This window comes from Brevundimonas sp. (genome assembly GCF_016463485.1).
In the GTDB taxonomy this organism is placed as follows: domain Bacteria; phylum Pseudomonadota; class Alphaproteobacteria; order Caulobacterales; family Caulobacteraceae; genus Brevundimonas.
In genome coordinates this window covers 1-25,178 of record NZ_JAEMRD010000017.1, presented here as the reverse complement: position 1 = coordinate 25,178, position 25,178 = coordinate 1, and the positions used below count along the sequence as shown (strand labels likewise).

The window sequence follows — 25,178 nt, the reverse complement described above, 5'->3', positions numbered from 1 at the left end:
CCGCTTCCCCTTTGGCCCGTCGCACTCTATGTCCACCGATCCGACGCGGCGTTCCGCCCGTCCAATCCACCTCGCAGGAGTTTGCGATGAGACCGGATGTCGAGGCCATGAAGGCCGACATCGAGCAGAGCGTCGCTCTGCTCAGGAGGCGTCTTTGACTGGGATGTCGCTCTAAGAAAGCTCGATGAGCTGAACGCGCGGGTCGAGGACCCGACGCTGTGGGACCGGCCCGACGAGGCCCAGGCCGTCAGTCGCGACCGCGCCCGCCTCGAGGCCCAGATCAACACCGTCAAGGCCATGGAGTCAGAGCTCGAGGACGGCGTCATGCTGGCCGACATGGCCGACGAAGAGGCCGACGAGGCGACGCTGGAAGAGGCGCGCGCCCAGCTCAAGGCGATCAAGGATCGCGCCGCCCGCGCCGAACTGGAGGCCCTGCTGTCCGGTGAGGCCGACGGCAACGACGCCTATCTGGAGGTCAACTCCGGCGCCGGCGGCACCGAGAGCTGCGACTGGGCCGGGATGCTGCTGCGGATGTATTCGCGCTGGGCCAAGGCCCACGGCTATGAGGTCGAGCTGGAGGCGTCGGAAGACGGCGACCAGGCCGGGATCAAGTCGGCGACCATCCTCGTCACGGGGCCGAACGCCTATGGCTGGCTGAAGTCCGAATCGGGCGTCCACCGGCTGGTGCGGATCAGCCCCTATGATGCGGCGGCCAAGCGCCACACCTCGTTCGCCTCGGTCGGGGTCTCGCCGGTCGTGGACGACACGATCGAGATCGACATCAACCCGTCCGACGTCCGCACCGACACCTATCGCGCTTCGGGTTCAGGCGGTCAGCACATCAACAAGACGGATTCGGCCGTGCGTCTGACGCACATCCCGACCAACACCGTCGTCGCCTGCCAGGCCGGCCGGTCCCAGCACCAGAACCGCGAACAGGCGTGGAAGATGCTGCGCGGGCGTCTGTACGAGCTTGAGCTTCAACGGCGCGAGGCCGCGGCCCAGGCCATGGCCGACGCCAAGACCGACATCGGCTGGGGCCACCAGATCCGCAGCTACGTCCTGCAGCCCTATCAGATGGTCAAGGACCTGCGCACCGAGGTCGAGACGTCGGATACGCAGGGGGTGCTGGACGGCGATCTGGACGCCTTCATGGGCGCGGCCCTGGCCCAGCGGGTCGGCGAGACGCGCGGCAGCACGGTGGAATAGTCGACGGCCCTCCCCGTCACCGGGGAGGGGTTGTGACCTACGGCCCGATATCCTGGGCCACGGCCGCGCCGTCATCGACCGGCACCGGCAGGGTGACGGCAATGCCCAGGGCCTCGGCCAGCTTCTGATCGCGCTTGTACACGTCCTCGCGGAACGCGACGCGCTGCTGGCCGTCGACGAAGGCGGTCCAGTAGAGCAGGCGCACCGTGATCTCGCGGCCCGTCTGGATCCGCTGGGTGTTGCGGTTGTCGAGCGCCGCGTTGAACTGGTTCAACAGGGTCGGATCCGGCGAAAGCAGCAGCCGGGCGAAGTCGATGGCACCCTGCACCCGAACGCAGCCGTGCGACCGCTGGCGGGTGGCGAGGTTGAACGCCTCCTTCGACGGGGTGTCGTGAAGGAAGATCGCATAGCTGTCGCGCAACTCGAACTTCACATAACCCAGTGCCGCCGTTGGGCCGGCGCGCTGAATGACCTGGCCGTTCTGGATGTACATGTTCCGCGCGGCCAGATAGCCGGGGCCGTTGGGAAGGATTTCGCGACGCGCGATCCCGGCCGGCACATACCAGGGCGGATTGGCGACGACCGAGGCGAACGGCTTCTCAAGGCTGGGCGTCTGGTTCTCAGGGCTACCGCAGACGACGCGGTTGGAGTGAACGGGCCGACCGTCCTTCCAGTAGACCATGATGGCGGCGGCGGTGTTGACCTCGATCCGCTCCGGGCTCGGGGTGCGCTTCAGCCAGCGACGGCGTTCCAGGTTCAGCGCGATCTGGCGGGCACGATCGTCGGCGGAAGCCGACAGCGACCGCTGCGTCCCCGTGCCGATGCGGGCGTCAGCCAGCAGGCCGTGGCGCGACTGGAAGCCGCGAACTGCGGTCTGAAGCTCCGCCCCATAGACCAGGCCCTCGGCCTTCAGGCGTGCGCCGTCGGCGGCGTTCAGGTCGCCCTCGGCCACCATCCGGTCGATCAGGGCGGGGATGCGGTTGTCGCTCTGGCCCGGCTCGATGCCCGGCCCCGGACGGAAAGCGGGCCAGCCGCCGTTCCGGCTCAGGCGGCGATAGCGCAGATAGCCCGCCGACAGATTGGTATAGCCGATGTCCTGGGGTGACAGGCCGTCGTACCACTGGGGTAGCTGGTTCTGGGACAGGGCGTTCGACAGGCCGGTGGGCAGGTCGACGACGTTCTTTTCCATCTCCCACAGATCCTCGACCGTCTCGGGCGAGACGCGGCCGTTGGACAGGGTGCGGGCATAGGCCATGGCGGCGGCCGTCGTGCGGACGTCCGCGCTGTCGGGATCGGCGGCCAGGCCGACGAAGTCGAAATAGTCGGACGCCGACAGGCCGTTCTTCTCGGCCCCGCGAGAGGCACGTTGCAGGGCCTGGACCTGCTGCGGTGTCCAGACGGACTTCCAGCCCTGGAGGTCATAGAAGACCCGGACGTCGTTCTGCTGGGCGGCCGGCAGGCGCGAGATCTGCGCCGTGTAGGCGTCCTTGTTCCCGACCACGACGGCCTGGGGGGCCGGTGTCGGCGTCGCCGCACGGCGCCGGCCGAACTGGGATGCGTGCGCGCTGTTGGCCGCGCCTGCGACCATCGCGCTGGTCGCGATCCCGAAACCCAATTGCCGTCGATTCATCGTCGCCTGCTCAAACCCATTCGTCGGCGGTCTCGAACGGACTCATCCCGCCTTGCGCCTGACGGCGCCATGTTAGAGGGATCGCGCGCAAACAAAAAGCGCCGGTCGCGAGACCGGCGCCTTTCGTGATGTCGCGGTGACACTTGCGTGTCGGGACGGCCCTACTTCTTGATGAAGCCGCCGAACTTGTTGTTGAAGCGCGAGACGCGGCCACCGCGGTCCAGCATCTGCTGGTTGCCGCCGGTCCAAGCCGGGTGGGTCGAGGGATCGATGTCCAGGTTCAGCGTGTCGCCCGCCTTGCCGTAGGTCGAACGCGTTTGATACGTCGAGCCGTCCGTCAGGGTAACGGTGATGAAGTGGTAGTCGGGGTGCGTGTCCGCTTTCATGGTCGTCGTCCGGTCTCTGCGCGGTGACGATGCCGACCGTCCTTGCGCGAAAATGAGAAAACCCGCCGAAGGCTCCGGCGGGAAGAGGGCGGCGTTTACACCGGGGGGCGTTCCGGGGCAAGAGGCGGCCCATGACGCATGCCACGACGCCTACCCCCCCGGCTCCCGGCACGGAATCCGTCGCGGGGCGACCCGGCGCCGGTGCGCTGTTGATCGAGCAGATGGGCGAGGCCGGCGGCAAGCGCGAGAAGCGCCGCGACGTCCGCCCCCTCGGCCGTCTGCTGCCCTATCTGTTGCAGCACCGGATGGACGCCCTGATCGCGGTCTTCTGGCTGCTGATGTCCACGGCGGCGTCGCTGGGCCTGACCGCCACGGCGCGAGGCGCGATCGACCACGGATTCCAGAACGGCGGGGCCGACATCAACCGCTGGTTCCTGTTCCTGGGGGCCAACGCCCTGTTTCTCGGCGTCGCCTCGGCGAGCCGTTACTTCTATGTGACCAAGACCGGCGAGCGGATGATCGCGGATATGCGCACCGGCCTGTTCGGCCGGATCCTGACGCTGGATCCGTCCTTCTATGCGTCGATGCGGACCGGCGAGGTGCTCAGCCGCCTGACCACCGACATCGCCCTGGTCGAGACCCTGCTGACGACGTCGGTGTCGTTCGCCCTGCGCAACTTCCTGACCCTGCTGGGCGGCGTCGGGATGCTGTTCGTGGTCAGCCCCAAGCTGACCGGCCTGGTCCTGCTGATCGCGCCGGTTCTGCTGGGGCCGGTCTTCCTGTTCGGACGCGAGGTCCGCAAACTGACGGTGAAATCCCAGGACCGGTTCGCCAATGCCGTCGGCTTCGCCGGAGAGAGCGTCGATGCCATCGAGACGGTGCAGGCCTTTGGCCGTGTCAGAAGCGCCATCGCCCGCTTCGGCGAGGCAGTCGAGGCGGCCTTCTCTGTCTCCCTGACCCGGATGAAGGCCCGCGCCCTGATGACCGCCCTGGTCATCGTGGTCATGTTCGGTGGCGTCACTCTGGTGCTCTGGCTGGGGGCCCAGGACGTGGTCCGCGGCGCGATGAGCCCGGGCGCCCTGTTGCAGTTCGTGCTGCTGTCAGTCTTCGTCGCGGCGGCGGTCGGGGCGATCGGCGAGAGTTGGGGCGACGTCCAGAAGGCGTCGGGTGCCATGTCGCGAATCGACGAACTGATGCGCGCCGAACCGGGTATCGCCGCCCCCGCCCAGCCGGTCGCCCTCCCCAGCCCGCCGCACGGCGAGGTGTCGATGTCGGCGGTGGACTTCGCCTATCCGGGCCGCCCCGACCTGCCCGCGCTGAAGGGCTTCTCGCTGACGGTGCGTCCGGGCGAGACCGTCGCCCTGGTCGGGCCTTCGGGGGCCGGCAAGTCCACCGTGTTCCGGCTGCTGCTGCGCTTCTACGACCCCCAGAACGGCCTGGTCTCGGTCGACGGCGTCGATGTGCGCGACGCCGATCCGGTCGAGGTGCGCAACCGCTTCGCCTGGGTCTCGCAGGAGGCCCCGCTGTTCTCGGGCTCGGCGCTCGAGAACATCCGCTTCGGCCGCGAGGACGCGACCGAGGACGAGGCGAGGGCCGTCGCCGAAGAGGCCCAGGCGCTCCAGTTCATCGACGCCCTGCCCGAAGGATTCGCCACGCCCCTGGGCGAACGTGGCAAGAGCCTGTCGGGCGGCCAGCGGCAGCGCCTCGCCATCGCCCGCGCCCTGGTCCGTGACGCCCCGATCCTGTTGCTCGACGAGGCGACCAGCGCGCTCGACGCCGAGAACGAGCGGCTGGTGCAGGTCGCGCTGGATCAGGCGATGCAGAGCCGCACCACCCTGGTCATCGCCCACCGCCTCGCCACCGTCCTTCGTGCCGACCGTATCGTGGTGATGGAAGACGGCCGCGCGGTGGAGGAAGGCACCCACGCCCAGCTGGTCGCCCAGGGCGGTCTCTATGCCCGGCTGGCCAGACTGCAGTTCCGGTCGGAGTGAAGGCAACCGCTTGATATCCTCCGTGATCAGAGCGAGTGTCTGATCTCGACCAGGATAACAGTATGCTTTCCATTGCGTTTTTTGCGGCAGCCCTGGTCAGCCAGGCACCGGTGCCGACGGCCGTCGAGCTCGCACCCGCCTTCGGCAACACCCTGATCTCGACCTATCCTGACGGGCGTACGGCCCGGACCTGGCTTCAGCCTGGTGGACGCTACGAGGGACGGGGGCGGCGCGGCGGTCGATCGAGCGGGACCTGGCGGATCCGTGACGGTCAAGTCTGCTTCAGCCAGAGGCGGCCGATCCCCCTGCCGGGTGCCTATTGTACGCCGATCGTCAGCGGGGGTGTCGGGACTAGTTGGGCGGCTCGCGCGGTGACGGGTGAACAGATTCGCGTGACCCTGGTCGCCGGACGTTAGCCTGCCTCCAGTCCCGACCGGCGTATCGGCGAGAAACCCTGGGCCATGGCATTGGCGGCGATCCTGACCCCGCGCGCCATGTCGCGCCGCGACGCGTTGACCGGGGCCCTCAACAGGCCGATCGCCGGTGTCGGCATGTCGTCAGGCATGCCGGTCAGGAGGGCGTAGAGCAGATAGCTGCCGACATCATGCTCGCTGTCCGAGAACGCTTCGGCCACAAGACCGGCGTCCTTCAATTCGCGCACCATGTCGGCGACTGGGGCCGTGGTCCTGGCGATTGAAGGCCCGGTGCCGGGCAGTTTTCCGGCCCCCTCCAGGCTCCGGTTCGAGGCGCGCATCTGGATCCGGAACCGATCGGTCTGCGCACCACGTCCCACCAGCAGCAGGCCGCGACAGTCACCCGCGAGCAGCCGTTCCCTCAGGGTCTCGACAAGCCTGTCCGGGGCATCGGGTTCGACCAAGAGGGAACGCACACCCCCGGCACCGAATCCGCTCGCCTCGCTTTGACCGCCCTCGTCCCAGTCGGCATCGTCGGGGTCATAGGCGCACACGGCCAGCGTCGGGCGGCGATCCGTCCTGATAGGCGTGTTGAGGGACATGGACCTGCGCGGTTCGTGACAGAGATGTGACGCGGACCAACAGGTGTCCGCAATCGGACACTGACGTCAACCCCCCGCATCCGAACGGCGAAATCCAGCGGCCGCTGAACAACTCCATCGGGCCGGTGAAACCCTCAGGCGAGGTCGCCGACCGCCGCGTCCAGAAGCATGAAGGCCCGACCGGCGTCCGTCGCCAATGCCCCCAGCACTCCGGAGGCATCCCCCGTCCGCGCGGCACCCGACAACTTCTGGGAAAAGGCGCGGACATAGCGTTCGGCGTCGGAGCGCAGTTCGGGATCGCTCATCACCCGGCGCGAGACGCTGCGCACGGCCGCAGGGGCCACGCGGCGGACGATCTGGCGCGCCCGGTCAGGATCGCGCTCGGCGAAGGCGACCGCAGCTTCCTCGACGCGAGAGCGGGGCAGCAGGGCATTGGGATCGACCCCCATGCGACGGATGGCGGCGGTGATCCGGTCGGCCATGGAGTCGGCGTCGGACGGCATGACGGGCTGGTCCAGATCCAGCGGGACTTCGGGCTCGGCTCCCCCACTGACCAGGTCGCTCCAATCCAGCCGGTCGGGAGGCGTCGTCGGCGCAGCGCGGCGCGTCTGATCGTCCGTCGGTTCGAGGCGCAGACGCCCCCGCAGGCCGAAGCCGCGATCCTCGTCCGCCCGGCCCGGCCGTTGACGCGGCTCGTCCGAGGTCAGGGCCGGCGGCGACGCAGCGCGGCGTGACGCGGGTGTCTCGCCGGAGACGACGCCCATCAGTCGGACGGCCTCGGTCAGCATGTCGTAGTTGCGGCGCACCCGTTCCTGGAAGCCGACGTCCAGCGCCTCGGTATCCTCGGCGGCCTTGCGCGAGGCGGCGGCCAGGGCGGCCAGACCGTCCTCGACCGTCGCGCGCACAGCCTCGGCGCGGGCGCGGGCTTCTTCCGGCAGTCGGGCCGAGCGTTCGTCGAGATCCGAGATGGCGGCGTCGACCTGGCCCAGGGCCGCGATCATCCGGTCCATGGTCTGATCCAGCTTCTGGATGGCGCGTTGACCGGCCTCGTCGACCAGGCCAGCGGTCTCGCCGACGATGCGGCGCGCGCCCTCGATGCGCGAATCCGCCGCCTGATCCGCCTTCTGGGCGGCGTCGAACAGCGCCTCGCCGAGGCGGTCGGCGCGCAGCTGGGCCTGGGCGGCGGCGTCGGCGGCGGCGGCGCGGCTGTCCTCGGCGGTGGCCTTGAGGGCATCCAGTGCGCGTCGGGTCTCCTCCATCAGGGTCTCGCGTGCCTCGGCCGCCAGGGCCTCGAAGCGGTCCAGTGAAACCTTGGTGGCGGCGTCGAAGCCGTCGGCCTCGCGCTGGGACATGTCGACCAGGGCGCGGAACTGGTCCGTCGCCGCTTCGACCAGATCCTTGAGGGCGTCGGCGGACCGGGCCGAGGTATCGCCCAGTTCGCCGGTCACGGCACGGGCCGCATCGATCTGCTCGGTCAGCTGGGCGCGCTGGCTTTCGACCTGGGCGGAGAAGTCTTCCTGATCGGTACGCAGGGCATAGGCGGCGGTGACCAAGGCCGCGCGCTGCTGGCTGAGGCCCTCTTCCACCGACTGGATCTGTTCGGAAACGCCGGTGCCGGCGTTCTCGAGCCGCAGGGTCTGGCGGGCCAGGTCGTCGGCGGCCAGCCGGGCGGCGTCCTGGGCCTCGACGGCGGCGGCGGCAAGATCGGCGGCGCGGGCGGCGAGGGCGGTCTCGGCCTCGCGCAACTGGGTCTGGGCCAGATCCGATGCATCGACGACCATGCGGGATTGGCGCTCGACCGCGTCGATCACCCCGGCCGACTGGGTGTCGAGGTGCAGGCCCAGCGTCTGCATCTGGTCCCTTTCACGACCCAGGGTCTCGGACAGGCGACGCGCGGTGCGACCGGCGGCCTCGGCGGCCTCGTTCAGCCGGCCGGTCTCCTGGACCAGGACTTCGCGCAGCAGGCTCAGGTCATTGCGGGCGCGTTCGGCGGCCAGCGCTGCCTGATCGATGTCGTTGCGCAGGGTCAGCAGGACCTGCCCGGTCTGTTGCGCGGCGAGCGCCGTCGGCGCGACCAGGGCCTCGGCCAGGCTGCGGGCACGGCGCGTCTCGGCGGCCAGGCCCGCGCCCTGACGTACCGACTGGGCCAGCATCAGGGCGAGGCCAGCAGGCAAAAGGGCGATCATCACATAGAGGGCGACGCGCAGAGGATCGAGCGCGGCGGCCCCCGACCCGAACTCATAGGCGGCCCAGGACGCGACCCCTCCGACCCACAGGGCCGAAGCCAGACCGGCCATCAGATAGGCATGGCGGCCTCCCACGACAGGTTCCAGGGCGACACGCGTCGTGGACGGTGCCGGCGCGGTCGGTGGCGGGGCCTCCGCGAAGGCGGCCGGCGGCGCATCGGCGCTCTCGGCGAACTGGGGCGTCACGGCCGGAGACAGGTCGGGATAGGGGGCCAGGTCTTCGATCGGCGGGGCGGGCGGCAGGTCGGGTTCGGACCGGGCGGCGCGCAAATCGGCCTGGCGTTGTTCCTCCAGCAGGCGTCGGCGACGACGCTCCGACAGGGGCGGCGGTGGGGAAGGATCGGGGATCGGCTCGGGTGACACCGCTTCATCTGCAACAGGCAGATCGAGGTCAAACGCCTCGGCCGCATGCGTCGGCTCGACCGCCGTGGGTTCGGGGTCGGACAGATTCAGCGGCGGCCGGTGGCGGGATTTCATGAAGCGTCGGTCTCGGATCACGTCGTCCGCGGCCGGGGAGTCCCGCGGGAGCGAACGAACCCTAACGACTCATCGCCCGTCCGCAAAGCGCGCGACGCGATTCAGCAGCGTGAGGATGACTTTTGCGAGTCCGGGTTCGCCGATGACGGCGGACAATCCTGGATACGATGGACTTCACGGTCCGATGCCTTGGGCGGATGCATGTCAACGCCGAACTGCGACAGGGCGGCTGCGGCCAACAAGGCGATGAAGCCGGCAAGCAATTCGATCAACGCCTGCATCGCCCCTCGCCTCTTGTTCCAACCCCTCGACGCGTTCGCTTATGCGCCCAAATTCGCCGCGAGACAAATCACCGGTTGTCAGCGAAGCGACCAGACACCGAACCATCCCGGAGCGCGGGTGCGGCGATACCGGAGGCACTTGTCACGGAAATCATGCATAGACGTTTTCATGCAGACGACCGAGCCCGGACAAGAGGACAGCCTGCTGCGGCCGGGCGACACCGTCTGGCGCGTCGAAACGGCCGATCGGTTCGCGGTGCTGATGGAAAACGGCGTCTATTTCGACGCCCTGGCCTCGGCGATCTCCAAGGCCCAGAAGTCGATCGTCCTGCTGGGTTGGCAGTTCGATCCGCGCACCCGGCTGGATCCCCTGACCCGCGCCGGCGACCGGCAGGCCGAGATCGGGCATCAACTCAGGAAGCTGGTGCGATCCCGGCCCGACCTCGACATCCGGCTGTTGATCTGGAAATCACCCCTGCTGATCGCGGCGTCGCAGGGCTTCTATCCGCACAAGGCCCAGCGCTGGTTCAGGAAGCGGATGGTGGAGTTCCGCCTCGACAGTCCGGGCCCCATCGGCGCCTGTCACCACCAGAAGGTGGTGGTCATCGATGACCGGATCGCCTTCTGCGGCGGCGGGGATATCTCCACCGACCGATGGGATTCCGACCAGCACCTCGATGAGGACCCTCGGCGTTGCCAGCCGTCGGGCCTGTTCAGCGCGCCACGGCACGAAACCATGTGCGTCATGGACGGGGCGGCGGCGCGGGCCTTGGGCGATCTGGCCCGCGAGCGGTGGTTCCGGGCGACCTGGGAGCGCACCGTGCCCGACGTCACCGAAAACGACCCGTGGCCCGACGGCGTCGAGCCGGTCATGCGCGACGTCCCCGTCGGCATCGCCCGCACCGAGCCGAAATGGGGCGGGCGAGGCGAGGTGCGCGAGAACGAGGCCCTGCACCTGGCGGCCATCAAACGCGCCAGGCGGCTGATCTATATGGAGAACCAGTATTTCACCTCTCCAGCCATCGCAGAGGCCCTGGCGACGCGGCTGTGCGAGGACGACGGACCCGAGATCGTGCTGGTCTCCACCGGCAATTCGCCGAGCTGGTTCGACAAGATGACCATGGACACGGCGCGGTCTGAGGTTCTGTTCAGGCTGGAGGCGGCCGATCACAACCACCGCTTCTTCGCCTTCGCGCCGCGCACCCGTCGGGGCGCCCGGATCATCGTCCATGCCAAGGTGACGGTCATCGACGACGAGGTCCTGCGGATCGGCTCGACCAATCTGAACAACCGCTCGATGGGGCTGGATACCGAATGCGACATCGCCGTCGTCCCGACCGATGCCGCCGGCCGTACCGCGATCCGAGACTTCCGCCAGCGCTCGATCAGCCACTTCCTGGGCATCACGCCTGAAATCTTCGGGGCGGCGGAGGCCGTGATGGGTTCGGTCGGGCGCGCCATCGTCGATTTCGACACGGGCCGGATGGAGGTTCTGGGTGCGTCCGCGCCGTCGGCGGTCGAGCGCTTCATCGCCGAATGGCAGCTCGGGGATCCGTCGTCCTCAAGCAACGCCTGGCGGCCGTGGAAGCGGCGCAATCCGTCGCAACGCGGCCAGGGCAGTCAGCTTGATCGGCTGGGCGAGCGTTAGCTAGGCCTCGATCTCGAAATCGATCACCAGGGGCAGGTGGTCCGACGCGATCCGCGCCAGCGGCGAGAACGGGGCCGACACGGCGGTCACCCTGATCTCGGGACTGACGAAGGCGTGGTCGATGCGGATCGCCGGAAAGCCCGATGGAAAGGTCTTCACCGTGTTGCGCAGTCCAAGCTGCCTCTGACAATCGGCCAGCCGCCGCGTCAGGGTTTGATAGGGGCGGGTCAGCGACGTCGCGTTGAAGTCACCGGTGAGGATGGTCGGCCCCGTGCAACGCGGATCGCCCAGCCAGTCCTTGCCGGCCAGAGCCATCGCCTGAAGCCGCTGTTCACGCGGGACGAGCCCCAGATGGGTGTTGATGACGTTCAAAGTGGCGCCGTCGATCTCGATCGCCGCCCAGATCGCGCCGCGCGGCTCAAGCCCCGGAATGCCCCGGATGGTCGGCAACGCACCCTTGCGGATCAGGGTCTCGGGCCAGCGGGTCAGCAACGCGTCGCCGTACTCCTCGGCCTCGACGCGCATGGCGGCGTTGAAGTGGACGCTCATCGACAGGCCGTCTGCGATCGCCTGGGCCTGATCGACCATGCCCGTGCGGGCACGACCGACGTCCAGTTCCTGAAGACAGACGATGTCGGGTTCGTACTCGCCGATGACGCCCACGATGCGGTCCACGTCCAGACGACGATCCGTGCCGACGCACCGATGGACGTTGTAGGTCAACAGGCGGGGCATATCGGTCCTGTGATCGGCACGCGCGTCGTCTAGAGGATATCGCCGGACAAGGCGAGCGGCCCGTCGGGTTCAGATCTCGACCAGCCGATTGGACAGATGATCGGCCTCCAGCGCCTCGGGCGGAAAATGCTCGGCCAGGACCGCGCCGACCTGAGCGATCGCGGTCTCGAACCCGTCGGCCGGCCGGCCGTCGCGCAGGGCGATCGTCAGGGCATCGACAGCCTGAACCCAGACGGCGGCATCGACCCGCTCGTGGATACCCGCATCGGCGACGATCTCGACCTGCCGATCCTCCAGCGCCGCGAAGATCAGCACGCCGGTTCTGAGTGGCGTATTGTGCAGGCCGTGAGCCAGCACCTGCTGCATCGCCGCCCTACGCACCCTGGCGCGGCGCACCATGCGGGGCGTGACCAGACGCCTGATCACCGGGATGCAGGTCAGCAGGAAGATCACTGTGAAAACCGCAGCCTGAACCACCGCATAGGCGGCCAGTGCCCTGCCGACCGTCAGGTCGCGCGCGGCCATATGCGCCGACTCCCAGCTGTCGGCCACGCCCGGAACCCAGGCGGGATCGAACCCCAGCGGGATCAGCAGCATCGGCAGGATCAGGGCCGCCGCCGCCGCCCAGCCCAGGCTGACGTCGCGATAGGAAGAGACGCGGTGGGCCAGCACGCAGAACACCTCGCCCGAGGTGGTCGCCTCGGCGGTGTTGATCGCCGCAGTAATCCTGGCGTGGTCGTCGCGGGTCAATGAGGTCACCATCCGCCCGATGCGCCCCCGCCGCCGAAACTGCCGCCACCGCCACTGAACCCGCCGCCACCGCCGAAGCTTCCGCCACTGAATCCACCACCCGACCGGCCGCCGCCGCTTCGGCTCAAGGCGTCCAACGCCGTCCAGACCAGGATCGGACCGACCCCGCCGCGCCGCTTACGTCCACCGGCCTTCGCAGCGCGGACAAGCCCAATGAGAATGAAGAGGAAGACCAGTGCGACCACGATCATCGGCCCGACCGGGAACTCGGCCTCCTCGTCAGCCACCGCCGCAACACGCGCCTCGGCGGCTTCGGGGTCAAGCCTCAGCTGACTGTCGATCGCGTCCACGCCGGCGTTGATCCCTCGCTCGAATCCGCCGACCCGAAACGCTGGCAGGATGTCGGTCTGGATGATCTGGCTGGACAGGGCGTCGGTCAGGACGGGTTCCAGCCCATAGCCGACCTCGATCCGCACCTTGCGCTCTTCGGGTGCCACGATCAGCAGGACACCCTTGTCGGTCTCGGCCGGGCCGATGCCCCAGTGCCGACCCAGTCGATAGCCGTAGTCCTCGATCTCATAGCCTTGCAGCCCGGCCAGAGTAACCACCACCAGCTGCGCGCCCGTATCGGTCTCCAGCGATGCGAGTCGGGCCGACAGGGCGGTCTCGGCCTCCGGGGACAGGAGACGGCCTTCATCGACGACACGGCCGCTCAGCGCCGGGAAGGTCGGATCGGCGAGGGCCTGGGCCGGCGCGAGGACCGCGAACAGCAGGCCGAGCAGCAATCCGAGAACAGCCAGCGGTCTGCCCGCGAAACTCACTGTGCGGGCGCGGCGGTCGGTGTGGTGGCCGTGGGCCCGACATTGAAGTTGACCGTCGGTGCGGTCTCCGCGCCCGGTGCCGCCACGAACAACTGCATGGGCTCCGAGCCGGAGTGCAGCGTCTTCGCCCAGATCACATTGGGGAAGGTCCGCAAGGTGGTGTTATAGTCGCGCACGGCCTCGTTGTAGTCGCGCCGGGCGATGGTGATGCGGTTTTCGGTTCCTTCGAGCTGGGACTGAAGCTGCACGAAATTCTGGTTCGACTGGATCTGCGGGTAGGCCTCGACCGTGGCGAGCAGCCGCGACAGGGCCCCCGAAAGCTGGCCCTGCGCCGCCTGGAAGGCCTGGAAGGCCGCGGGGTCGGTCAGGGTCTCGGGCGTCACAGTCACCGACGTGGCGCGCGCCCGGGCCTCGATCACCTGTGTCAGGGTCGTGCGTTCGGCGATGGCCGCGCCCTGGACCACGGCGACCAGGTTGGGAATCAGGTCGGCGCGGCGCTGGTACTGGCTCTGCAGATCGGCCCACGCGGCTTGCGCCCGCTCCTCCTTGGTCGGAATGGTGTTGTAGCCACACCCCGACAGCGAGACCCCGGCCAGAATGGCGACCGCGATCGGCGCAGCCGCGTGATGTCTGAACTGGGCCATGGAAGCCTCCCCCGAAGATTTGCGAACGGCCTGACCCGCTCGCCCGCCGACTATCGGCGGATAAGCGTGACGCTTCAAGCGGCCAAGGGTTCCGGCTCGACACCCACCGAACGACACGCGGCCGTATAGGTGTTGGCCAGAAGACAGGCGATGGTCATGGGCCCGACGCCCCCCGGCACCGGCGTGATCCGCCCGGCGACCGCCGCCGCCTCGTCGAAGGCCACATCGCCGACGACCCGGGTCTTGCCCTCCGCCGCCTTGACCGGATCGCGCGAGGGCACACGATTGATGCCGACGTCGATCACGGCAGCACCGGGTTTGATCCAGTCGCCCCGGATCATCTCGGGCCGACCGACCGCAGCCACTAGGATGTCCGCGCCCCGACAGATCGCAGGCAGATCGCGACTGCGCGAATGGGCGATGGTGACGGTGCAGTTCTCGGCCAGCAGCAGCTGCGCCATCGGCTTGCCGACGATGTTGGAGCGCCCGACGATGACCGCGCTCAGGCCGGAGAGATCGCCGAGCGCGTCCTTCAGCAGCATGACCGAGCCCAGCGGCGTGCACGGAACCAGCCCCGGCAGACCGACCGCCAGCCGCCCCGCATTGACGACGTGAAAGCCATCGACGTCCTTGTCCGGATCGATGGCCGACAGCACGGCCTGGGCGTCAATGTGACCCGGCAGGGGCAGCTGCACCAGGATGCCGTGAATGCCTCTGTCAGCATTCAGCGCGGCGATCAGGGCCAGCAAATCCGACTGACTGGTGTCGGCGTCCAGCCGGTGGGTGTCCGAACGCATCCCCGCCTCGCGCGTCCGCTCGCCCTTGTTGCGGACATAGATCTGACTGGCTGGATCGTCGCCGACGATGACCACGGCCAGACCCGGACGGACCCCGTGATCGGCCGACAGCCGCGCCGCCACAGCCGTCACGCGCTCGACCAGGCGTCCGGCAAAGGCCTTGCCGTCGATGATCGTCGCGCGCCCGTCGATTTCGGTCATTTAGCAGGGGTCCGTCAGGTTTCGTTCAGGTGCGGGCGATTTACAGTGGCCTCTGTTCGGCGTCTATGTGGCGACGACATTCAGGGGGATTCCATGCGTCGCTTCGTCTTTGCCGCCACCGTCAGCGCGGCCGCCCTTCTGGCCGGGGGCGCGTTCGCCCAGTCGATCCCGCAACTGCGTGTCGGCGGCGATGTGTCGGGCACTCTGGACGACGGCGACGCCACCTTCGGAACCGAAGAAACCGGCCAGCACCGCTACGACGACTACAAGATCAACGCGCGTCGCGGCCAGCGGCTTGAGGCCGTGATGCGCTCCGACGCCTTTGACGCCTATCTTCAGGTCTTCGCGGCCGGCCAGGAAGGCCCCGACGGCCAATCGCTGGCCGAGGACGACGATGGCCTGGGCGAAGGTACCCATTCGCGGCTGCGCTTCGTGGCCCCGGCCAACGGAACCTACACCCTGCGCGCCCGGACCCTGTCGGGGCTGGAAGGCGGGGCCTACACCCTGTCGCTGGCCCAGCGCCGCCCGGCCCCCCGCGCCCCGCGCCCGACCGGCATCCGCCTGGGCTCTGAGGTTCAGGGCTCGCTCTCGACCCGCGATCCGGAAGCCGAGGATGACGCCGGCCGCTATGACGCCTACGTCTTCCGCGCTGCCGCGGGCCAGCGGTTCGCCATCAGCCTGAATGCCGACGATTTTGATCCCGTAGTGCGCGTGGGCCAGATGACCGGCGGCTCGTTCGTCGAGAGCGCCTACAACGACGACGGCGTCGGAATCGAACTGAACTCCTACCTGATCTTCACGGCCCCCCAGGCCGGCGAATACGTCATCCGCGCCATGGCGCTCGGATCCGACGGCCTCGGCGACTATACGATCAAGCTCGACAACGCCCCGCCGCCCCTGGCCGCAACGCCGCTGGCGATTGGGTCCAGCGCCGCGGGTGAGCTGTCGGCCGATGACGGGGTCAATGACGGCGGTGCCCGCGCCGACGCCTATTCTTTCACTGCGACGGCTGGTCAGCGAATCGACGCCACCCTGAACGCCGACACCTTCGACGCCTATCTGGAGCTGTTCAACGCCGCCGGCGAAAGCATCGACCAGGATGACGACGGCGGCGAAGAGGGAACCAACTCGCGCCTGATCGCGACCCTGGCCGAGGCCGGAACCTATACGCTTCAGGTCAGGTCGACGGGCGACACCACGACCGGTGCCTACACCGTCGCCCTGGCAGAGGCCGCGCCGGAACCTGAGCCGACCGCCCTGCCCTTCGCCACCGTCACCCAGGGCGAGATCGAAGCCGGCGGCGCCCGTGACGATGACGGTCGCGGTTATGACACCTACGCCTTCTCCGGTGCGGCAGGCGCGCGGGTGCAGGTCGTCATGCGTTCGGGCGATTTCGACGCCTACCTGCAGATTTCCAAGGCGGGCCCGTTTGAGGCTCTCGGCTCCGACGACGACGGTCTGGGCGAAGGCACTGATTCGCGATTGAACTTCATCCTGCCCGAGACCGGCGACTATGTGATCCGCGCGTCGCCGCTCGGCTCCGAGGAGAAGGGCCTGTATTCGATCGAACTGACGGACCGTGGCCCCCAGCCCGAACCGGGCAGCATCCTGATCGGCGCCACGGCGCGCGGAACCCTGGACGACAGCGACGGCCTGGCCGACGACGGCTCCTATTTCGACGCCTATGCGGTCCAGGTGGCCGAGGGTGACAAGCTGAACGTCACCTTGGTGTCCAACGACTTCGACGCCTTCCTGGACATCGGCCAGGACAGGGAGGGCGCCTGGACCAGCGTGGCCACGGACGACGACGGCCTGTCGGACACCCACGCCAAGGTCGAATGGACGGTCGAGGAGGCGGGGACCTATGTCATCCGCGCCCGCAGCTTCGCCATGGGCCAGACCGGTGCCTATGCCCTTACGGTCGAACGACGGCCGTAGGCGCTGATCGCATCAGGCGGGATCGCAGCGCGGTTCCGCCGAAGGCGTCGGGAGAATAACCGCCCCCCTATCCGCGCGTATGGCCGCCGTGTTCGGTCGCCGGACACTGTCCGTTAGATCCCGTGGCCATGGACCCACACGGCGGCGTGCACCGTGACGAGTCACGGCAAACCTCCTCAAGGCTCGGGAAGGGATCGACGCTCGAACAGGCCGTCAGGATAAGGCTTGCCCCAAAGGCCAGCAGCAGGCGCATCGTCGTCTCCACCGTGCCGGATCGCACGCGGACACAGCCTGAAGCGGTTGCGAAGAAGTCGCGCCCTTTTGTTTCTGACGCGCTCCGGCTGTTACAATGCGTGACTCCGCGCGCGACCCTCGCTAGAGGTTTCGCCAAACAAAACAGACATCAGGGGTTCACATCATGGCGCGCATCACGCTGCGACAGCTTCTCGATCACGCGGCCGAGTTCGAGTACGGCCTTCCGGCCTACAACATCAACAACATGGAACAGGGGCTGGCGATCATGGAGGCGGCCGAAGAGGTCAACGCCCCCGTCATCATCCAGGCCTCGCGCGGCGCCCGCAACTACGCCAACGACATCATCCTGGCCAAGCTGATCGACGGTCTGGCCGAACTCTATCCACACATCCCGGTCTGCATGCACCAGGACCACGGCAACGGTCCGGCGACCTGCGCCACCGCCATCCAGTACGGCTTCACCTCGGTGATGATGGACGGGTCGCTGGAAGAGGACGCCAAGACCCCCGCCAGCTACGAGTACAACGTCGAGGTCACGCGTCGCGTCACCCAGATGGCCCACAGCTGCGGCGTCTCGGTCGAGGGCGAACTCGGCGTGCTGGGTTCGCTGGAAACCGGCATGGGCGAGGCCGAGGACGGCCACGGCTTCGAGGGCAAGCTCGATCATTCGGCCCTGCTGACCGACCCGGATCAGGCCGTGGACTTCGTGCGCGAGACCCAGGTCGACGCCCTGGCCATCGCCATGGGCACGTCGCACGGTGCCTACAAGTTTTCGCGCAAGCCGGACGGCGAGGTCCTCGCCATGAACGTGATCGAGGAAATCCACCGCCGCCTGCCCGACACCCATCTGGTCATGCACGGCTCGTCCAGCGTGCCGCAGGACCTGCAGGACATCATCAACCAGTACGGCGGCCAGATGCCCCAGACCTGGGGCGTGCCGGTCGAGGAAATCCAGCGCGGCATCAAGCACGGCGTGCGCAAGATCAATATCGACACCGACAACCGCATGGCCATCACCGGTGCCATCCGTAAGGTCTTTGCCGAAAAGCCGGGCGAGTTCGATCCCCGCGCCTATCTGAAGCCCGCCAAGGAGGCCATGCGCAAGGTCTGCAAGCAGCGCTTCCAGGAGTTCGGCTGCGAGGGCATGGCGTCGAAGATCACGCCGCTGTCGACCGCGACCATGGCCAAGCGCTACGCTTCGGGCGAGCTGAACCCCCACTTCGGCAAGGCCGCCGCCAAGGCCGCCTGATTGCCCTGACTGTAACCGCCCACCGCGATCGGTGGGCGGGCTGTCCCGACGCGGCTGCACCACCTAGTATCGGCTGATGCAGGATTCAGCTGACCACGACGACGAGGGCGAAGAGGTCACGGCCCCCCTGATCGTCAACGTCGGCCCTGCGGCCGGCGGCCTGCGTCTCGACAAGGCCCTGGCCGACGCCGCCCCCGACCTGTCCCGCGCCCGCATCCAGTCCCTGATCGAGGCCGGGGCCGTCAGTCGCGACGGACGCGTCCTGTCCAACGGATCGGCCAAGGCGGAGCCCGGCGACTACGACATCATCCTGCCGGCCCTGATCTCGGCGACGCCCCTGCCCCAGGCGATCCCGCTGACCGTCCTCTACGAAGACGCCGAACTGATCGTCATCGACAAGACCGCGGGCATGGCCGCCCACCCGGCGCCGGGCACCCCGGATGGCACCCTGGTCAATGCGCTGCTGGCCTACTGCGGCGCGTCCCTTTCCGGCATCGGCGGCGTGGCCCGGCCCGGCATCGTCCACCGGCTGGACAAGGACACTTCGGGCGTCATGGTCGCCGCCAAGACCGACCGCGCCCACGCCGGTCTCTCGGCCCTGTTCGCCACCCACGACATCGAACGCACCTACATCGCCCTGGTGCGGGGCGCTCCGTCACCGGTCGTCGGCCGCATCCAGACCCAGCTCGGCCGATCGTCATCCGATCGCAAGAAGATGGCGGTGCTCAAGGCCGGAGGCCGCGAGGCCATCACCGACTATGTGGTCCAGCGCGCCTTTGCCGTCCCCGCCAAAGCCGGGGCCGCACCCCTCGCCTCCCGCGTCGCCTGCACCCTGCACACCGGCCGTACACACCAGATCAGGGTACACATGGCGTCGAAGGGGTCGCCCATCCTCGGCGACGCCGTCTACGGATCGGGCAGCCCCGCCCTCCCCGTCCGCACCGCCATCGCCGAAGCCGGTCTGACGCGTCAGGCGCTGCACGCCTCGGTCCTCGGATTCGTCCACCCCGTCACCGGCCAGCGGCTGCGTTTCGAGACCGCGCTCCCTCTCGATATGCAATCGCTTGAGGCGATACTCTCCTCGCTCTGATCGTCAGGTTCCGGGAGGGGCATGGAGCCGCAGACACTGGCATCATGCGAAGCCGAAGGAAGCGCGCATGAAGCTGATCCTCATTCTTACAGCCGCGTCGTCCACCCTGTCGGGCCCTGTTTCGGCACAACAACCGTGGGAACTGGCGAGCACTGTGGAACAGGCCGTGGCGCGCGCCCTGGCCGACGCCATGGTGCATTCCCGATACGGCCAACCGACATGGGCAGGGTTCGGCGTCCATGGCGGACGCGATGTCTACTGGCACCTGGTCGGCCCCACATCCGACTCGCCCGGGCCCGTGACACGCCGGATCGGCTGGTTGGCCGTCGGTGGCAAGACCGGCTCAGTGGCGGTCTGCGGCGACGCGACCGAGATCAGGGCAGTCACGATTTCGGTCGGCGACCTCTGGCTCGCGTCCGACGACGCGATGATGGAGGCCATTGCTGCCCGCGCGATGACCACCGACCTTGTGATATCCGTTGAATTTCCTGCGGTTCAGGAGGGCGACGACCGCAATGGCTACTACGGCAACCTGTTGCGAGAGCGACCGGCCTATCGCGAATGGCGGGTAACACGTCCAGAGTACGCACCCGCAGTGCTGACGGCCCAACGCGCCTGCACTCCGCCTGGTACCCGCAGCGCCCCCCAATGCTCGATGACCTGGAAACTGTATCGACGGCCGGACTACAGCCGGGATACACGACTACCGGCCGAGGACTGCCCGATCGGAGGCCGGGGTCGCGAAGTCAGTCTTGATTAAGGACGGACTCTTTGCTACAGGTCCACTTCGGCGTGAGTGGCGCCGGGAACACGGTCACGCTTACGTGTGACGATCCGCCCCTACAATGTGCGGAAACCGATAGCCACTTGACCGGTTGAGGGGTGAGGACGCGGCGCGCATTCGGCGGTCGCATCCGAAGAGCCCGCTCGTTCTACGGGTCGGAGGGACCATACTATGGCTGCACTGAAATCACTCGCTGTGATGTCACCCGAACAGGGTCTGTCGCGGTACCTGACGGAAATCCGCAAATTTCCGATGCTGACCAAGGACGAGGAATTCATGCTCGCCAAACGCTGGTCCGAGCATCAGGATTCCGAGAGCGCCCACCGTCTGGTGACGTCCCACCTGCGCCTCGTCGCCAAGATCGCCATGGGCTATCGCGGCTATGGCCTGCCGATCGGTGAGGTCATCTCCGAAGGCAACGTCGGCCTGATGCAGGCCGTCAAGAAATTCGATCCCGACAAGGGCTTCCGCCTGGCCACCTACGCCATGTGGTGGATCCGTGCCTCGATCCAGGAATATATCCTGCGCAGCTGGTCGCTCGTGAAGATGGGGACGACCGCCGCCCAGAAGAAGCTGTTCTTCAACCTGCGCAAGGCCAAGAGCCAGATCTCTGCGTTTGAAGAAGGCGACCTGCATCCGGAACACCTCTCGGCCATCGCCACCAAGCTTGGCGTGTCCGAGGAAGAGGTCACCAATATGAACCGTCGCCTGTCCGGCGACTCCTCGCTCAACGCCCCGATCCGTTCGGACGGCGAGAGCGAGTGGCAGGACTGGCTGGCGGACGACACGGCCGTGTCTCAGGAAACCGCCCTGGCCGACAGCGAGGAAAAATCCCTGCGAATGGGACTGTTGCAGGAAGCCATGGGCGAGCTGACCGATCGCGAGAAGCATATCCTCACCGAACGTCGCCTCAAGGACGATCCTGTCACGCTCGAGGAACTGGCCGGTGAGTACGGCGTCAGCCGCGAGCGCGTCCGTCAGATCGAGGTCCGGGCCTTCGAGAAGCTTCAGAAGGCCATGCGCGCCGCGGCCGAGGAACGAAACCTCATCGACGCCTGAGGTCGATTGTCGGTCAAAGCCTCTGCCGCGCTCACGACGCAAGCAGCCGCGTCGCGAGCCTTGGCTCCGTTATCAGGATGCTCGCGCCAGCGGCTCCGGATCGGCCAACAGGAGCAGCGCGTTGATCGGGGCCACCAGCGCGGCCTTGGTCGACGCCCCTGCGCGCAACGTGGCTTCCAGCCCGGACGCGGCCACAGCCAGCTTGGCGTCGGATGTCTTGATGGCCAGAGCTTTCAGGGTCTCGGCCTGGGTCCGCGTCGCGCGGATCGCCTGCAGCGGGTCATTGTCGAACTGGGCCAGGGCGGCGGCCAGAATCCGCATGGCCTGGTCCTTGACCGCGATCGCGGCATCGGCTGCCGACGCCGGCGTGTCAGCCTTGCGCTTTTGGGGCCCAGCATATTCGCCGGAGTTGAAGCGCCTGCGGTCAGGTCCGACGTAGCCGACACCCTCGACCCAGTCGCGCGGCTTGAGGGCCACATTCTCGACCCGGCGGAACAGGTCGCCCGAAGTGAAGGGCTTCCTCAGGAACTCATGGACTCCGCAATCGCGAGCCCCCTTGATCGTGCTGGCGGTCGCATCCGCCGTGACCATGATAACGGGCGCGCGCCGGCTGGGCAGGTTCGACCGCCGCAGCTTGCGGGTGATGTTCTCGCCATTCAGACGCGGTCCGGTGCGTTCAGTGAAGATCAGGCCGGGCTCGATTTCGCGGATCGCCTCCATGACCCGCGCCTCGTCCGTTTCGGTGACGACCTCACGCGCCCCCAGGCTCTTCATGAGGTCGACCAGCAGTCGCGCGGACGCCAGGTTCGGATCGGCGATGACGACGCGCTGAATCGATGGAGCGATACGGCTCAGAACGCGGGCGTCGGCTGTAAACAAGGGAACAACTCCAGACAGAAGCGTTACCCTTAACCCACGTCGGTTAAGACCATGTTGAACCGCGCCTTTTCGGCCGATCAGCCCAGGAACGGGTCCCGCATCATGATGGTGTCGTCACGTTCGGGGCTGGTCGACAGCAGGGCCACGGGTGCCCCGATCAACTCCTCGATCCGCCTGACATATTTGACCGCGTTCGCGTTCAGGTCCCGGAAGCTGCGCGCCGAGGCCGTGCTTTCGCTCCAGCCCTCCATCTCCTCGAACACCGGCTCGGCCGCCGCCTGCGCCTTGAGGCTGGACGGCAGGTAATCGACGATCTCGCCGTCGATGCGATAGCCGATGCAGATCTTGAGGGTTTTCAGCCCGTCCAGGACGTCGAGCTTGGTCAGGGCGATCCCGTCGATGCCGTTGATGGCCACAGACTGCCGCACCAGCACCGCGTCGAACCAGCCGCAGCGCCGCGCCCGTCCGGTGTTGACCCCGACCTCGCGGCCCACGGTCGACAGATGCTCGCCGACCTCGTCGAACAACTCGCAGGCGAACGGCCCCTCGCCGACACGGGTCGTATAGGCCTTGACGATCCCCAGCACATAGCCGACGCCGCGCGGCCCGATCCCCGACCCCGCCGCCGCCTGACCCGCCACCGTGTTGGACGACGTCACATAGGGGTAGGTACCGTGATCGACGTCGAGAAACGCGCCCTGCGCCCCCTCGAACAGCACCCGCTTGCCGCCCTTGATCGCCTGGTCGAGCACTCGCCACGCCGGCTGAACATAGGGAAGGATCTTGGGCGCAATCTCCAGCAGTTGGGCCAGCAGCGCGTCCGGATCGATCGGATCGAGCCCCAGCCCCTGCCGCAGCGGATCGTGGTGCGCCCGCAACCGGTCGATCTTGACCTTCAGGTCCTCGGCATTGGCCAGATCACAGACCCGGATCGCGCGCCGCCCGACCTTGTCCTCATAGGCCGGCCCGATACCTCGCCCCGTGGTGCCGATCCTGGCACCCGGTGCGCTCGCCGCCGCCTCGCGCGCCACGTCCAGAGCCGGATGGATGGGCAGGATCAGACAGGCGTTGTCGGCCACGATCAGCACCTCGGGGCTGATCGCCACCCCTTGTGCCTCGATCTTCTCGATCTCTCCGACCAAGTGCCAGGGATCGACGACGACGCCGTTTCCGATGATCGAAGGCTTGCCCTGAACCACGCCCGAGGGCAGCAGCGCCAGCTTGTAGACCTTGCCGTCAACGACGAGGGTATGGCCGGCGTTGTGGCCGCCCTGAAACCGTACGACCATATCGGCCCGGTTCGACAGCCAGTCGACGATCTTGCCCTTGCCCTCGTCGCCCCACTGGGCTCCGACTACCGCCACGTTCGCCAAAGGATTCGTCTCCGCCTGATGCGGGCGCAGCCTATAGACGGGGAATCGTCCGGTGTCGTCCTGAAGCCGCGCTTTTTAAGCGGCGATTTCCGCAGCCGTCGTCTCGAACGCCCAATCCAGCCACGGCGTCACGGCCTCAACGTCCGCCGTCTCTACCGTCGGCCCGCACCACAGCCGCAATCCGGCCGGTGCCTTGCGATAGGATTCAACGTCGAACGCCGCGCCCTCAGCCTCCAGCAGCGCCTTCAACCGCGTGACGAAGCCATACCGCCCCGCCTCATCCAGACCGGCCACACGCGGATCAACGATCTTCAGACACACCGAAGTCGTCGATCGCGTCTCAATCCGGTTGGCCAGGAAGTCGATCCACGGCGTCCGCTCGACCCAGGCTTCGAGCACAGCGAAATTGGCGTCAGTCCGGCGGTGCAGTTCGGCCAGCCCTCCAACCGACAATCCCCATTCCACCGCGTCGATCCAGTCCTCGATCGTCAGCACCGACATGGTGTTGACGACCACGCCGGTCGCCAGTGCGCGATCGAACCGACCCTTGTCGTCGGTCAGCTTGAGCACCTTCGGCAGGGGCCAATCCGGGGTGTAGCTATCCAGCCGCTCTACCGCGCGAGGCGACAGGCACAGGACACCGATCCCCGCTTCCCCGCCCAGCGCCTTCTGGAAAGAGAACCCCACGACATCGACCTTGGGCCAGTCCATCGGCATCCCGAACGCTGCGGAGGTCGCGTCACAGATCACGATCCCCTCGCGATCCGCCGCGATGAAGTCGGCGTTCGGAACCCGCACGCCCGCGGTCGTCCCGTTCCACGGAAACACCAGATCCTTCTTCGGATCGACACGCGACAAGTCCGGCAGATCGCCCCACCCGGCACTCAGCACCTCGGGATCGAGCTTCAGCCGGTCCTTGACCGCCGTTTCCCACTGTTTCCCGAAATTCTCGAACGCCACGACCTGCACCGGGCGCTGCCCCAGCATGCCCCACAGTGCCGCCTCGATCGCCCCGGTCTGGGAGCCTGGCACGTACAGCATCTGGAAATCCGCGGGGACCTCCAGCAGCCGCCGCGTCATCGTCAGCGCCTCGGCGAACCGCGCGACGACCTCGGGCGCGCGGATGCCCCGGCCCAGCAGATCCTGCGGCAGTCCCGCCAGCGAATAGCCCGGCCGTTTCGCCGTCGGGCCCGCGCTGAACCAGGGCCTCTCCGGCCGCTGCGTCGGCTTTGTCGTCATCATCAGCGTCCGGGCTTGTAGGGGCGCTTGTCGCGCCAGTCCTGGGCAAAGGCCTTCAGCGCGTCATCGGGCATATCAGGCAGCATCACCACGATCCGCGCCTTCAGGTCGCCGCGCCGCCCGCCGACCATGGCTCCGCGACCCTTCAGCCTGAGCGTCTGGCCCGAGTTGGATCCCGCCGGAATCGTCACCGACACGACGCCCTCCGGAGTCTGTGCCTGAACCTTGCCGCCCAGGACCGCGTCCGGCACCGACACCGGCAGATCCATGGTCAGGTCGGCACCGTCCACCTTGAACACGGGATGGGCTGCGATCTTCAGCTCGATCAGGGCGTCACCCGGCTCGGTCCGCCCCGGCGTCCCCTGCCCCCGCAGCCGGATCGTCTGGCCGTCCGTCGCGCCCTTGGGGATGGTGACATCCAGCGTCCGGCCGTCCGAGAACTGGATCCGGCGCGTCGCCCCGCCGATCGAGTCCTCCAGGC

23 protein-coding genes are annotated in these 25,178 nt (G+C 67.8%); 9 read left to right on the top strand and 14 right to left on the bottom strand.

Translation table 11 applies throughout. From position 1 onward, the window contains the following. Nucleotides 1–86 precede the first annotated feature (86 nt). A protein-coding gene (gene prfB, locus JHC99_RS04615; protein ID WP_292152284.1) for a peptide chain release factor 2 occupies nucleotides 87–1,209 on the top strand; the annotation gives its coding sequence in 2 pieces (ribosomal slippage) (nucleotides 87–155 and nucleotides 157–1,209; 1,122 coding nt in all). A 37-nt stretch (nucleotides 1,210–1,246) separates the two neighbouring features. On the opposite strand, the gene JHC99_RS04610 is transcribed toward prfB, so the two are convergent. Both JHC99_RS04610 and rpmE read right to left on the bottom strand, forming a co-directional pair. After that, the gene (locus tag JHC99_RS04610) at nucleotides 1,247–2,839 is read right to left on the bottom strand and encodes a L,D-transpeptidase family protein (protein WP_292152283.1); all 1,593 of its coding nucleotides are present in this window, start codon (nucleotides 2,837–2,839) and stop codon (nucleotides 1,247–1,249) included. Between the two features lie 161 nt (nucleotides 2,840–3,000). Continuing rightward, nucleotides 3,001–3,225 (bottom strand): 50S ribosomal protein L31, encoded by a 225-nt coding sequence (gene rpmE, locus JHC99_RS04605; RefSeq protein ID WP_271145002.1) that lies wholly within the window; start codon nucleotides 3,223–3,225, stop codon nucleotides 3,001–3,003. 131 nt (nucleotides 3,226–3,356) lie between these two features. Here rpmE and JHC99_RS04600 point away from each other — a divergent pair, with 131 nt between their 5' ends. Both JHC99_RS04600 and JHC99_RS04595 read left to right on the top strand, forming a co-directional pair. Next, nucleotides 3,357–5,216, top strand: a complete 1,860-nt coding sequence (locus tag JHC99_RS04600) for an ABC transporter transmembrane domain-containing protein (protein ID WP_292152282.1) — start codon at nucleotides 3,357–3,359, stop codon at nucleotides 5,214–5,216. Between the two features lie 62 nt (nucleotides 5,217–5,278). After that, entirely contained in the window at nucleotides 5,279–5,632 is a 354-nt protein-coding gene (locus JHC99_RS04595) for a hypothetical protein (protein WP_292152281.1), read from the top strand. Here the strand turns inward: JHC99_RS04595 and JHC99_RS04590 are convergent. The 3 genes from JHC99_RS04590 to JHC99_RS04580 form a co-directional block, all read right to left on the bottom strand. Then, nucleotides 5,629–6,231: a hypothetical protein gene (locus JHC99_RS04590; RefSeq protein ID WP_292152280.1), complete on the bottom strand. Its 603-nt coding sequence runs from the start codon at nucleotides 6,229–6,231 to the stop codon at nucleotides 5,629–5,631. The two genes, JHC99_RS04595 and JHC99_RS04590, sit on opposite strands and share 4 nt — an antisense overlap. A 134-nt stretch (nucleotides 6,232–6,365) precedes the next feature. After that, on the bottom strand, nucleotides 6,366–8,954 hold the full coding sequence (locus tag JHC99_RS04585) for a tipN (protein WP_292152279.1): 2,589 nt from the start codon (nucleotides 8,952–8,954) through the stop codon (nucleotides 6,366–6,368). Between the two features lie 101 nt (nucleotides 8,955–9,055). Beyond that, nucleotides 9,056–9,235 (bottom strand): hypothetical protein, encoded by a 180-nt coding sequence (locus tag JHC99_RS04580; protein WP_292152278.1) that lies wholly within the window; start codon nucleotides 9,233–9,235, stop codon nucleotides 9,056–9,058. A 169-nt stretch (nucleotides 9,236–9,404) separates the two neighbouring features. Between JHC99_RS04580 and JHC99_RS04575 the strand changes: the two genes are divergently transcribed. Further along, complete coding sequence (locus JHC99_RS04575; protein WP_292152277.1) at nucleotides 9,405–10,883, top strand: phospholipase D-like domain-containing protein; 1,479 nt, start codon at nucleotides 9,405–9,407, stop codon at nucleotides 10,881–10,883. On the opposite strand, the gene JHC99_RS04570 is transcribed toward JHC99_RS04575, so the two are convergent. The 5 genes from JHC99_RS04570 to folD form a co-directional block, all read right to left on the bottom strand. Continuing rightward, on the bottom strand, nucleotides 10,884–11,618 hold the full coding sequence (locus JHC99_RS04570; RefSeq protein ID WP_292152276.1) for an endonuclease/exonuclease/phosphatase family protein: 735 nt from the start codon (nucleotides 11,616–11,618) through the stop codon (nucleotides 10,884–10,886). It lies immediately after the preceding gene. 69 nt (nucleotides 11,619–11,687) lie between these two features. Further along, nucleotides 11,688–12,380: a TPM domain-containing protein gene (locus JHC99_RS04565; protein ID WP_292152275.1), complete on the bottom strand. Its 693-nt coding sequence runs from the start codon at nucleotides 12,378–12,380 to the stop codon at nucleotides 11,688–11,690. Next, a complete protein-coding gene (locus tag JHC99_RS04560) occupies nucleotides 12,374–13,153 on the bottom strand; it encodes a TPM domain-containing protein (RefSeq protein ID WP_292152274.1) in 780 nt (259 codons plus the stop codon). The genes JHC99_RS04565 and JHC99_RS04560 overlap by 7 nt, the downstream gene beginning before the upstream one ends. Before the next feature lie 32 nt (nucleotides 13,154–13,185). After that, nucleotides 13,186–13,833, bottom strand: a complete 648-nt coding sequence (locus JHC99_RS04555; RefSeq protein WP_292152273.1) for a LemA family protein — start codon at nucleotides 13,831–13,833, stop codon at nucleotides 13,186–13,188. Nucleotides 13,834–13,907: 74 nt separating this feature from the next. Then, nucleotides 13,908–14,831 carry a bifunctional methylenetetrahydrofolate dehydrogenase/methenyltetrahydrofolate cyclohydrolase FolD gene (folD, locus tag JHC99_RS04550; RefSeq protein ID WP_292152272.1) on the bottom strand — a complete coding sequence of 308 codons (924 nt, stop codon included), beginning with the start codon at nucleotides 14,829–14,831 and terminating at the stop codon, nucleotides 13,908–13,910. Nucleotides 14,832–14,924: 93 nt separating this feature from the next. Here folD and JHC99_RS04545 point away from each other — a divergent pair, with 93 nt between their 5' ends. The 5 genes from JHC99_RS04545 (at nucleotide 14,925) to rpoH (ending at nucleotide 21,206) form a co-directional block, all read left to right on the top strand. Further along, nucleotides 14,925–16,769, top strand: coding sequence for a pre-peptidase C-terminal domain-containing protein (locus JHC99_RS04545; protein ID WP_292152271.1), 1,845 nt, complete (start codon nucleotides 14,925–14,927; stop codon nucleotides 16,767–16,769). Nucleotides 16,770–17,187: 418 nt separating this feature from the next. Next, on the top strand, nucleotides 17,188–18,273 hold the full coding sequence (fba, locus tag JHC99_RS04540; protein WP_271145014.1) for a class II fructose-bisphosphate aldolase: 1,086 nt from the start codon (nucleotides 17,188–17,190) through the stop codon (nucleotides 18,271–18,273). 76 nt (nucleotides 18,274–18,349) lie between these two features. Further along, nucleotides 18,350–19,363, top strand: coding sequence for an RluA family pseudouridine synthase (locus tag JHC99_RS04535; protein ID WP_292152270.1), 1,014 nt, complete (start codon nucleotides 18,350–18,352; stop codon nucleotides 19,361–19,363). A 67-nt stretch (nucleotides 19,364–19,430) separates the two neighbouring features. Further along, nucleotides 19,431–20,123, top strand: coding sequence for a hypothetical protein (locus JHC99_RS04530; RefSeq protein ID WP_292152269.1), 693 nt, complete (start codon nucleotides 19,431–19,433; stop codon nucleotides 20,121–20,123). Between the two features lie 195 nt (nucleotides 20,124–20,318). Next, complete coding sequence (gene rpoH / locus JHC99_RS04525; protein ID WP_271145017.1) at nucleotides 20,319–21,206, top strand: RNA polymerase sigma factor RpoH; 888 nt, start codon at nucleotides 20,319–20,321, stop codon at nucleotides 21,204–21,206. Between the two features lie 72 nt (nucleotides 21,207–21,278). Here the strand turns inward: rpoH and JHC99_RS04520 are convergent, their stop codons facing one another. From JHC99_RS04520 to JHC99_RS04505, 4 genes are all read right to left on the bottom strand, one after another. Then, nucleotides 21,279–22,085 (bottom strand): response regulator, encoded by an 807-nt coding sequence (locus JHC99_RS04520; protein WP_292152268.1) that lies wholly within the window; start codon nucleotides 22,083–22,085, stop codon nucleotides 21,279–21,281. A 77-nt stretch (nucleotides 22,086–22,162) separates the two neighbouring features. Further along, nucleotides 22,163–23,458, bottom strand: coding sequence for an adenylosuccinate synthase (locus JHC99_RS04515; RefSeq protein ID WP_292152267.1), 1,296 nt, complete (start codon nucleotides 23,456–23,458; stop codon nucleotides 22,163–22,165). Between the two features lie 75 nt (nucleotides 23,459–23,533). After that, nucleotides 23,534–24,700 (bottom strand): phosphoserine transaminase, encoded by a 1,167-nt coding sequence (locus tag JHC99_RS04510; protein ID WP_292152266.1) that lies wholly within the window; start codon nucleotides 24,698–24,700, stop codon nucleotides 23,534–23,536. After that, nucleotides 24,700–25,178, bottom strand: a 479-nt coding sequence (locus tag JHC99_RS04505) for a J domain-containing protein (protein ID WP_292152265.1), incomplete at its 5' end; no start/stop codon positions are given. The genes JHC99_RS04505 and JHC99_RS04510, both read right to left, overlap by 1 nt.

Coding starts and splice junctions, on each gene's coding strand:
- JHC99_RS04610 (WP_292152283.1), bottom strand. CDS start 2,839: ATGAATCGACGGCAATTGGGTTTCGGGATCGCGACCAGCGCGATGGTC.
- rpmE (WP_271145002.1), bottom strand. CDS start 3,225: ATGAAAGCGGACACGCACCCCGACTACCACTTCATCACCGTTACCCTG.
- JHC99_RS04600 (WP_292152282.1), top strand. CDS start 3,357: ATGACGCATGCCACGACGCCTACCCCCCCGGCTCCCGGCACGGAATCC.
- JHC99_RS04595 (WP_292152281.1), top strand. CDS start 5,279: ATGCTTTCCATTGCGTTTTTTGCGGCAGCCCTGGTCAGCCAGGCACCG.
- JHC99_RS04590 (WP_292152280.1), bottom strand. CDS start 6,231: ATGTCCCTCAACACGCCTATCAGGACGGATCGCCGCCCGACGCTGGCC.
- JHC99_RS04585 (WP_292152279.1), bottom strand. CDS start 8,954: ATGAAATCCCGCCACCGGCCGCCGCTGAATCTGTCCGACCCCGAACCC.
- JHC99_RS04580 (WP_292152278.1), bottom strand. CDS start 9,235: ATGCAGGCGTTGATCGAATTGCTTGCCGGCTTCATCGCCTTGTTGGCC.
- JHC99_RS04575 (WP_292152277.1), top strand. CDS start 9,405: ATGCAGACGACCGAGCCCGGACAAGAGGACAGCCTGCTGCGGCCGGGC.
- JHC99_RS04570 (WP_292152276.1), bottom strand. CDS start 11,618: ATGCCCCGCCTGTTGACCTACAACGTCCATCGGTGCGTCGGCACGGAT.
- JHC99_RS04565 (WP_292152275.1), bottom strand. CDS start 12,380: ATGGTGACCTCATTGACCCGCGACGACCACGCCAGGATTACTGCGGCG.
- JHC99_RS04555 (WP_292152273.1), bottom strand. CDS start 13,833: ATGGCCCAGTTCAGACATCACGCGGCTGCGCCGATCGCGGTCGCCATT.
- folD (WP_292152272.1), bottom strand. CDS start 14,831: ATGACCGAAATCGACGGGCGCGCGACGATCATCGACGGCAAGGCCTTT.
- JHC99_RS04545 (WP_292152271.1), top strand. CDS start 14,925: ATGCGTCGCTTCGTCTTTGCCGCCACCGTCAGCGCGGCCGCCCTTCTG.
- fba (WP_271145014.1), top strand. CDS start 17,188: ATGGCGCGCATCACGCTGCGACAGCTTCTCGATCACGCGGCCGAGTTC.
- JHC99_RS04535 (WP_292152270.1), top strand. CDS start 18,350: ATGCAGGATTCAGCTGACCACGACGACGAGGGCGAAGAGGTCACGGCC.
- JHC99_RS04530 (WP_292152269.1), top strand. CDS start 19,431: ATGAAGCTGATCCTCATTCTTACAGCCGCGTCGTCCACCCTGTCGGGC.
- rpoH (WP_271145017.1), top strand. CDS start 20,319: ATGGCTGCACTGAAATCACTCGCTGTGATGTCACCCGAACAGGGTCTG.
- JHC99_RS04510 (WP_292152266.1), bottom strand. CDS start 24,700: ATGATGACGACAAAGCCGACGCAGCGGCCGGAGAGGCCCTGGTTCAGC.